11 protein-coding genes and 3 pseudogenes are annotated in these 9,138 nt (G+C 36.8%); 13 read left to right on the top strand and 1 reads right to left on the bottom strand.

Annotation, left to right across the window (positions count from 1 at the left end; genetic code table 11):
• The first annotated feature begins 255 nt into the window (after positions 1–255).
• The 13 genes and pseudogenes from JCM21738_RS27550 (at position 256) to JCM21738_RS27930 (ending at position 8,044) form a co-directional block, all read left to right on the top strand.
• Positions 256–669 (top strand): sigma-70 family RNA polymerase sigma factor, encoded by a 414-nt coding sequence (locus tag JCM21738_RS27550; RefSeq protein ID WP_369385783.1) that lies wholly within the window; start codon positions 256–258, stop codon positions 667–669.
• A 28-nt stretch (positions 670–697) separates the two neighbouring features.
• Positions 698–817 (top strand): hypothetical protein, encoded by a 120-nt coding sequence (locus tag JCM21738_RS27555; protein WP_369385784.1) that lies wholly within the window; start codon positions 698–700, stop codon positions 815–817.
• Positions 810–953 (top strand): hypothetical protein, encoded by a 144-nt coding sequence (locus JCM21738_RS24540; protein WP_156315533.1) that lies wholly within the window; start codon positions 810–812, stop codon positions 951–953. Before JCM21738_RS27555 ends, JCM21738_RS24540 begins: the two co-directional genes overlap by 8 nt.
• Positions 954–997: 44 nt before the next feature.
• Positions 998–1,849, top strand: coding sequence for a sigma-E factor regulatory protein RseB domain-containing protein (locus tag JCM21738_RS19460; RefSeq protein ID WP_035209945.1), 852 nt, complete (start codon positions 998–1,000; stop codon positions 1,847–1,849).
• Between the two features lie 299 nt (positions 1,850–2,148).
• Positions 2,149–2,409 (top strand): annotated as a pseudogene (locus JCM21738_RS23590) (transposase); the annotation flags it as partial.
• 1,150 nt (positions 2,410–3,559) lie between these two features.
• A complete protein-coding gene (gene yqgA / locus JCM21738_RS27915; RefSeq protein WP_156916347.1) occupies positions 3,560–3,901 on the top strand; it encodes a cell wall-binding protein YqgA in 342 nt (113 codons plus the stop codon).
• 213 nt (positions 3,902–4,114) lie between these two features.
• A pseudogene (locus JCM21738_RS27800) lies at positions 4,115–4,247 on the top strand (IS3-like element ISDha6 family transposase); the annotation flags it as partial.
• A 176-nt stretch (positions 4,248–4,423) separates the two neighbouring features.
• Positions 4,424–4,588, top strand: coding sequence for a YvrJ family protein (locus JCM21738_RS23595; RefSeq protein ID WP_023613841.1), 165 nt, complete (start codon positions 4,424–4,426; stop codon positions 4,586–4,588).
• A 144-nt stretch (positions 4,589–4,732) separates the two neighbouring features.
• Positions 4,733–5,347, top strand: a complete 615-nt coding sequence (locus tag JCM21738_RS19470) for a sigma-70 family RNA polymerase sigma factor (RefSeq protein WP_023613842.1) — start codon at positions 4,733–4,735, stop codon at positions 5,345–5,347.
• Entirely contained in the window at positions 5,337–5,588 is a 252-nt protein-coding gene (locus JCM21738_RS19475) for a helix-turn-helix domain-containing protein (protein ID WP_023613843.1), read from the top strand. The genes JCM21738_RS19470 and JCM21738_RS19475 overlap by 11 nt, the downstream gene beginning before the upstream one ends.
• Positions 5,589–5,761: 173 nt before the next feature.
• Positions 5,762–6,706, top strand: a complete 945-nt coding sequence (locus JCM21738_RS27920) for a peptidoglycan-binding domain-containing protein (protein ID WP_243463104.1) — start codon at positions 5,762–5,764, stop codon at positions 6,704–6,706.
• Positions 6,699–7,141, top strand: a pseudogene (locus JCM21738_RS27925) (glycoside hydrolase domain-containing protein); the annotation flags it as partial. The gene JCM21738_RS27920 and the pseudogene JCM21738_RS27925, both read left to right, overlap by 8 nt.
• A 267-nt stretch (positions 7,142–7,408) precedes the next feature.
• Entirely contained in the window at positions 7,409–8,044 is a 636-nt protein-coding gene (locus JCM21738_RS27930; protein ID WP_500778555.1) for a hypothetical protein, read from the top strand.
• A gap of 67 nt (positions 8,045–8,111) precedes the next feature.
• Here JCM21738_RS27930 and JCM21738_RS19485 read toward each other — a convergent pair whose 3' ends face one another.
• A complete protein-coding gene (locus JCM21738_RS19485; protein ID WP_023613845.1) occupies positions 8,112–8,645 on the bottom strand; it encodes a hypothetical protein in 534 nt (177 codons plus the stop codon).
• Positions 8,646–9,138: the final 493 nt, after the last annotated feature.

Below are 9,138 nucleotides of genomic sequence, written 5' to 3' on the forward strand. Positions count from 1 at the left end.
GGGGCAGGATTGTCTAAATGTTCCCGCGTTTTTTGTCTCCATTTTTAGTTCCTCCAATTTTTTACATAAAATAGTATTGCTTGTTAAAATCTTTGCGAAATCTTTTGGGACAAAAAATTAAGATATATTTTATCATACAGTCCTATTATAAGATTTATTATATTATCATTTCCTTCACCAGTTTCAGAATTCTTTTTTAATAATTGCATCTAAACTTTTTTGACTCTCGTCTATAATATTGAGAGGAGAATGAAAATGAATATTCCACCAAGTGAACAGAAGGCAGAATTAATTGGTGAACATTGGAGTAATAAAGAAAAACTAAGTTGGTTAATGGACGAATACGGGGATAAAATAATCAGGTTAGCGTATACATACGTACGATCTCACCAAGCTGCAGAAGACATAACTCAGGAAGTCTTCTTAAAGTGTTATGAAAAAATGCATTTATTTAGAGGGGATTCTTCATATAAAACCTGGCTATATAAAATAACTGTAAATAAATGTAAGGATTATCTAAAATCCTGGTCATATAAAAATATTATATTTACTGAACTCTTTGTTTCTTTTCAGGAATCTTTTTTTCCAGCAGCAGATACTCAATTCTTCACAAATAGTGTGAAGGAGGAAGTAGCGAGAAAGGTACTATCTTCCAGTGAAATATCGTGAAATCATTATCCTTTTTTATTATGAACATATGACGATAGGAGAAATCTCCACCCTTTTATCAGTTAACATTAATACAATTAAGTCAAGGCTAAATAGGGGTAAGAAAATCTTACGTATTAACCTGAAGGGAGTCGGATTTTATGAATAAAGACATTAAAAGGCTTGATGAAACAATGAATCACACGATTCTAAAAAATGTAAAATTTACTAAAAAAAATAAAATTGCTGTCTTCAGAACAATAAGCAAAAAAGAAATTAGTAAGAAAAAGCCTATCAAAAAATAGTCGCGCCTGTTTTAAGCATACTAGTCTTGAGCAGTATCCTATTTTTGTTTATTAATATTTATAAAGAGGATTTGAATTTCTTATCTCGAAATAATGCCTCTCAGAGTAACCAAGAAAATAACAATAAAAATTCAGACACAAGAAATATGGAACAAGCTCCTGTTTATAAACCCGAGCGTAATCAAGAAATTGCGAATAATATGACAAAAGAGCAAGTTTTAAATAAGCTCATAAATACTATTGATTATTTTAAAACGGCCAAAGGAAGTTTTGAAGAGTATACACAATCTGGTGGGCAATGGGTAATAACCTATCAACTGATGTTGAATGGTGAAGAATCTGCCGGATATAGCAAAGTGTATAATTCTGTTCGTGCAGAGAAAGATCATTCTACTTATTTTAGTAAAAATAAAATTTGGCTTTTAGATGAAAAAGCAAAAACCTATAATGAGTCTGATTTAGTGTCCAAAAAACTCTATGGAGAGCCTATAACAATTGATAAAGCCATTGGAGAAACTAAAGTAAAGAAATCCTCAATTTATAGGGATATACCTCAAATTGGTTTTGCTTCACATTCTTTATTCCCATATGAATTAGCAACTAAGTATCTGAGTGATATTTCAAAATGGGAAATTGAAAAACAAAATGAAAAATTACTTAACCACAACGTGATTGTCGTAGGCGGTACCCTAGATAAAAGTAAGAAAGCAAAAATACAATCCAGTACTTTCAAATTGTGGGTAGACAAGGATACTGGGATATTAATAAAATATGAAACATACAACGATGCGGGTGAACTAATCAACTATCTTCACACTAAAGAGTTACGGATAAATGAAAAGATTAACAAAAAAACTTTATCTCCCAATCTAAAAGGATTTAAACAAACACATTAAAAGCATTTCAGTTAATATTCGCCTGTAACCTCCTATTATGAAATGAGTATCCTGTTAATGGATTTGTATGGAATATAAATTGAATTATCACATAGATATTCCGAAAGATAGTTTAAAAACAAAGAGAAGAACCCTCAAAAGTTGTGGCAAGGTATTAGTGAATATTTCCCTAATCATTGGCAAGTGTAATGGGGTTAAATCAATATAAAAGTTACCTTCATAAAATTTTCGCGGGAAAATGATAAATGGAGCATTCATGTTAGAAGGATTTTCGGGGACTTGAACGAAAAAGAGCCCTCGAACCAAGCCAATTAATCAAACTCGCGGGATTGACACTACGGGAAAACTCCTCCGGTCAGCATAAAGTACAAAAGAGAATTTCCAAACGGGGCAGGAGAAAGCTCCGCGCTCTTCTATTCCGAGTGATGATGCCGATGGTTCGCCATAATGATGCCTTTAGAAGGCAGCATGAGTATTACACAAATCGTAAGGATCCATTACGCAAGAAGCAATCCATCGTGGTCCTATGCGGGAAACTATTAAAAGTTCTCCCGGGTTAAACCGTTCATAAATCAATATTTATAGAGGGAGTTAAAGTAAGTATTTCTAACATGATTAAGAGGGATAATAAAGAAAATATCAAATAGAGTTAAAAAAATGACAACCACGTCCTAAAACTATAATTTGAAAAAAAGGATACTAAAAATTAAAACATGGTATCCTTTTAAATTAATTATTTTAAGTAAAATAATTAATCGACGAAAGTATCAGCAATTAGTAAACGCTCAGTTTCCGATTAGTAAGGAATGAATCCCACCCTAATCTGCAGATCTTAAAGTCTCTGTAGTAGCTGTCGTATCCGAATTATCATCAACCATAAAATAATTAGTAATCTCTCTTAAAGGTCACACTTCTGTTAAACCTACATCAGCCTTTGTTCCGAGGCAAAAGTAGGAGGAATGTAGCCTTTATAGTATATTCCAACGATGAATTCTTATAATCCATTCTCCATGAAGAGTATTGGGTAATTTCCCCATTTCCATCACCCTATGACTTATAAGCAGCTACAGTTCCAGTTTCAAAGCTGTCAGCCGAAGGCAATACATCTAATCCAATTTGCACAGCTCTCGTCAAAGCTTACATTGTAAACCATCTAGTTCACCAGTTTCCAGTGAAGGAAAAAGCCTAGTTGTTCTCCAAAAGTTGCATAGGTCATCTTTGGATTTAATTTACCCATTCACCCACCTTGAGTGTCTCCATTACTTTTATTGAATAATAGATTACTTTAAAAATTAGCTGTTCTATATAAAAGATTATCATTCTTTTAATCATTGAATAAAATGAAGCCTAAAAAAGTACAACCTCTATTGGTTTCAATACTTTCAAAAAAATGGGCTGCTCCACCTTATTTTCCCTTAACCATTCCACATTTTCCTCTTCCATTCTGATTACTTTTCTAGTTAACAACCTAATTTATAGCTTTATTAAGAATTTACCATTTAGCGATAACAAAATTATATTTTTCATATGGTTGTTATTTTATCATCTCTAACTCCTTTACTGATTAGAACAGCGAATTGTTAAACACAGAAGTGAATGCACTATAATTCGCTTTTCTAGTTAAAGGGGGGTAATACACATGACTTAAAACAATGGAATATAAAACTGTTAAACCATTCTATTTAAAACAAAAAAATTGGAGGTAATATTATGGCTTGTTTTACTACTTCTCCTTACGGAATAACTGGTTGCACTGATGCTAACACCTACACTTCAACAGCGACATCCGTTGATTTTCAAATGGAAGCAGGTTCCAATCCTGCAGGTGTTACATATAATTATACTGCATGTCTTCAAAAATACGATTCATATGACGGGTGGATTAACTGGAGTTGTAAATCAGGTAGCTTTTCCAGAAAAACCTCAGTGATGGCGTTTAGCTTAACTAGCCCGAATGCTCCTGCAGGAACGTATCGAATGATGGTTAACTTTTCAGCTGGCGCTGCGGTTGTCCCATTTTCCGCGGTCACAAGTACATTCATTGTCCAATAAGAAGTAAACTGAAGAGAATTCTCTACAGTCAGTTTGTAGACAAAAGGGGTTCGGAATGTTCTCATTCCGAACCCCTTTTTGGATTATATCTAATTTTTCAATAGACTATCTTTGCTATATTTTTATGCCATTTCTGGACTTCTCCATGTCCAGTTAGCCTTCTTCTTCAAGTGCAAGGCAACTGTTGGCAATCAGTTTCACCCAGAGGCCATTTTGCATTCAGACCAAGGAATGCACTACACGAATCCTCTATTACAAAGCAAAGTGAAAAAGCTTGGCTTAACTCAATCAATGTCCCGAAAGGGATTTGTTGGGATAACCGAGGCCACTTAATAGCTTCATAGGCGCTTTTTTTTAACCGTCCGTAAACTTGGACACAGTTCAGATTTTTACTTGAGAGGTTTTCTTGTGGTTCAAAATGAAATTTTTATATAAAAAAATGGTGTTATTGGTTGTGGAATCTTTTATTATATTTTCTTTATTTACAAGGTAGGAAAAATATGTATTGAGAAAGGATTTGTTATGAGTACGATTGATATTCCTGTATGGACAACTATTTTGGGTAACTTCGGATTTCCTGTTATGATTACAATCTATCTTTTTTTAAGGTTTGAGAGAAAACTTGAAAAGTTAGAAGAGGTGATATTAAAATTAGCGGAAGTTATAAACCAAAAAAAGGAAGGGTGAAAAAAGTTCTCCTGAAAGTATTTTCCAAAGCGTACAATTTTTTGGTACAATTTAAGAAAGTCAATACCGCTTTAACCAGGAAGGACCTATTTTTTTTGCTATTAATACGAACATACGTTCCTTTAGAAGGGTGGGCGTTTGAAAATGTGTGATTCAACCTCGGTTTTAAGAAGATATTTAAAGGCAAATGAAGAACAATTGAAAAACCCTATCATTAATTCATTTTTAAGCACTCCGGAAAACATGGACCTTTTAAAACAAGTAATTATTGACCCAACTGATATCTTAATCAATCGGCTAGATGAATCTTTTAAAGAATTCTACTTTCGGATCAGGTTCACCAGCTATCTTTCTAAGACCATTCACTTTCATTCAATCAACTTTGATAAGAGTAAAAAACATAAGTTTGATAGGTTTAGGTTGATCTTAGACAAACCTTTAAACAAAGAAACAGATACACCACTGATTGATGTGCTGGCAACAACAGAATTCAAGGAAGAAATAAATGAACTTGATATGTCGTTAGGGATAGAGGACCGGCTGACAAATTATTGGCTATACGAAGGATTTCAGCAATTAACGGAAAACCAACGCCAAATTATCAGTTTGGCCTATCTCCATGGTTTAACCGATTCAGAGATAGCACATAAGTTAAAAAAATCACAGCAGGCGGTTTCAAAGAGTCATACAAGGGCTTTGAAAAAAATGAGAGATTTTCTCGAAACCGCTAGTAAGAGGAGCGGTATAGATGAAAGATAGTTTATACACACTCGTAAGACAATCTAAAACGGATGATAACTCACTGAATACGGTGATCGAGCTTTTTTCTCCGAAAATCATTTCTTCTCTAAACCAAACAAGCCAGCAGGATAGAGAGGACTTATCTCAGGAGATAAAAATGAAATTGTTATTCTGTATAAAAAATTATGACGTAGAAAGTATTCCAGGCTACTTTCAAATGATAGAGCAGCTCAAGAAAAGAGAAAATGGTCGGCGTTGACAAGGATTTTTGAAGCAGAAAAAAATTGTTTCATAGGGTTGTATTTATAGCTATGAGTCTTTCTTTATTAAATATCTGTTCGTGATAACATAGGGAAAACTTACCCCATGTTACCGTGAATAAGATCAAACTAAAACCGGAAGGAATGTTTGTACATGGATTTAATGGTCTTAATGGTTCAAGAGTGGGTCAACGACACCTATGGAGGGCGAAGCGGCTATCAGCCAGCTCCAGAAAAGGGGAAAACAGGATGGTCAACTGTCTACGCTCTAACTCGTGCTCTACAAATTGAATTGGGAATCGGAACTCCAGCAGACAGTTTTGGACCTGGTACAAGTGCTGCCTATAAGAGTTGGGGCGAAATGGAATTAGGTTCAGTTCCGGAAGATGAGAAAGGGAAAAATATAGTTCAAATCTTACAAGGTGCTTGTTATTGCAAAGGGTATGATCCAGGTCGCTTTCATGGAGTTTTTGATGAGAACTTAAAAAATGCTGTCATTCGACTGCAAACCGATGCGGGATTGCCCGTTCGCAACGGAAAAGTATATGACTACGTTTTTAAAGCGTTTCTGACCATGGATGCTTATGTCCTGACGTTCGGCGGCGATCCTAGAATTCGAGAAATGCAGCAGGATTTGAATAACAAATATTATATTACGTCCGGTGTGCAGCCATGTGACGGCCATTATCAAAGAGGGACGAATAGAGCGTTAATCTATGGAATTCAAACAGAGGAAGGGATTGCACCGAACCTTCAAACAGGCAGCGTGGGACCGACGACCAGGGATCGATTGCCGACATTAAGTTTAGGCAGTAGTGGTAACTTTGTTAAGTTACTCCAATATGCATTGTATGTAAACCGGTTCGATCCTGGAGCATTCGACGGGTATTACGGCAGCGCAGTGAAACAAACAGTACTGAATTTCCAAAGTTTTTGCATGTTGCCTGCCGATGGTGTTACTGGAAAGCAAACATGGCTTTCAGCTTTAGTGAGTACCGGGGATTCAACAAGAAAAGGAACGGCTTGTGATTGTGTAACCATGATTACCCCAGCGCGCAGAATCATTGAAAGCGGCGGGGTATCAGACAGTGGGGCGTTACTTAACGAATGTGCCTAATTCCTCGTTAAATAAAAAAATTCAACCGGGTGAGCTGCAGAACATTTTTAATGCCGGATTGACCGTTTTCCCAATTTATCAAACAATAGGGAGCTATTTAGGGTATTTCACCATAGAACAAGGTCGTATTGACGCTCAAGCAGCTTTGAATGCCGCTAGGAACATGGCTTTTTAAAGGGTGCGACGATTTATTTTGCGGTAGATTTTGACGTTCTTGGGCATGAAATAACCCAGAATATCATTCCCTACTTTATTGGGGTAAACGATAGAATGAATAATCTGGGGAGCATTTACAAAATAGGAGTTTACGGGCCGAGAGCGGTTTGTATTCGGGTTTCTGAACGAGGATTGGCGACAACAAGTTTTGTGAGCGGCATGTCCACTGGATATAGCGGGAACCTTGGTTACCCTCTCCCTGAAAATTGGGCGTTTGATCAAATTTCGACTATTTCTATTGGCTCCGGCGACGGATATATCGAAATTGACAATAATATTAAGTCCGGTAGATATAATGGGGAAAGCAAAGTAGACCCTCAAGTCCAATACCCTTCAGAACCAGACATGGCGAACCACATTTTCTTTGATTTAGTAGATAAGATTTATGATATTGCGTTTGCTCACGCAGGTGGAAACGTTTCACGAGCAAATATACTTGTATGTCAATATCTAAGGTCAAAAACTTATTTTAGCGATCTTTGGGATATGACAGCCGGTCCTTTAGATGAAGAATTTATCGCTAAGGCTGATAGTCAATTGGGTAATCCACCCGTTTATGAAGTGTATGATCCAAAATATAAGATAGATATTGGGGTTCCACATTTAGCCGCCACCCTGAATGCTGTTTTACATCAGGGATCGAACAATCAGGTCTTTGTGGATGTTGCTGGTTGGGCCGGAGATTTAATTAGCGCTGCTGGAGACTCTGCTGTGGCTGAGGGGTTTGATTCAGCTTATGACGCAGCGTTCCACTTAATTGGACATTTTGATGAAAGCAAGTCTGAGTTTTCAATGTCAGATTTTATAGCGGACGTGGATGCGGTGAACATCGGAAATATGCTTCTTAATATCCCACAGCCAATAAATGGTTTATTGCGATATTACTATGAAGATAGATATTCAGTAAGGTTCAGTCTGTTCTACGAAAACCGATTTTCGGGTGATCCCAATTTAGTGCAGTCTCAAGGCACGTATGTACTGACATCTTCTGAGGCGGGTATACTGGAGCTGAGAGGGTTATTCATGGATCGCTTCAAAGTCCCTGGCTATTCGACTGAGCAAGGAGAAGAAGTTGCCAGGGCCTTTAAAGATATTCTTGTTCAGCTAGTAAACGAAGAATAGAGTTCAATACAAGAAAAGGCTAACCGTTATGTGGGGTTAGCCTTTCTGTTTTGCACCTAGTGTCAAGTTAATCGGTATGGTATTGCACTTCAATCTTTTTAAAATCTCTTTTATAATCATAGGCATAATCTATAATTAATGTATTGGGCGACACCCACTCCAACTCATAGGCTTCTTCTGAAAAGGGTTTATATCCCCGATCGGTGTCAAACTTGGTTAAAGCGGTCATAAATAAGCCTGAATCTGAAATCTGGTAAAGCATCGCATACCCTTTTTCAATCACCACAAATTTTTCGCTTTGATCGGGTGAGGAGAAAGTGGTGTACTTGATTTCTGCGAATAGATTCGAAGAGCTAATGATTAGTATGAAAAACAACCCAATCCCTATCACAATCAATCTCATCCCTAGATCTTTTAACATATACATAGCTGAACCAACGGCTGCAATAATGAGCCAGATGCCTAGTGTAGTATGACTGATCCCACTGGATGGCGGCCCGAGTTGAACGTAAACACCCTTTGTATCCATATACAATAGTATTAGTAGAAGTAGAATGCTGGCACCGAGAACAATGAAGGCAATCTTATTTGGTCTAAACATTTGATTTAATCCCCCTTAAGTTTGAGAACCTATCCGCACAAATTATATCATATTTAAGTTCAAAACATTGTTGTTACTTCGTTTACCCAATCTGCGTATAAGATTATATATAAAGTGAAGAGTGTGGGGAGAGGTGAACTAACTTGAATAGTAGAAAGAAAAATTGGTTGTACATGGCTTGATTTCAGGCCCTTCTCGTTAGAGTAAATAAGTGCAGCTGAGCAACAACCAGAATTAGGATCAATCTCCCATGAGTGCTACCCATCAAGGGTGCGACAATCGGTGGTACACCGTGGTGGTTGGAGTCAGACTAACGGATGGGCTCTAAGGCACCATAGTTCAAAGACCTTCTTCTCCCAGCCTAGGAACAGTATCGACAGACGGGAGCCATTTTCATTCTCTGTGGTGAATCGCCGTTTTTGCGATTCATAGATGGCTATAGGGTGCGTTTATCCAGGAAGGATAATGCACCTTTTTATTGAATTCCTTATTA

It is taken from the genome of Mesobacillus boroniphilus JCM 21738, assembly GCF_000517385.1.
Classification (GTDB): Bacteria; Bacillota; Bacilli; order Bacillales; family Cytobacillaceae; genus Mesobacillus; species Mesobacillus boroniphilus.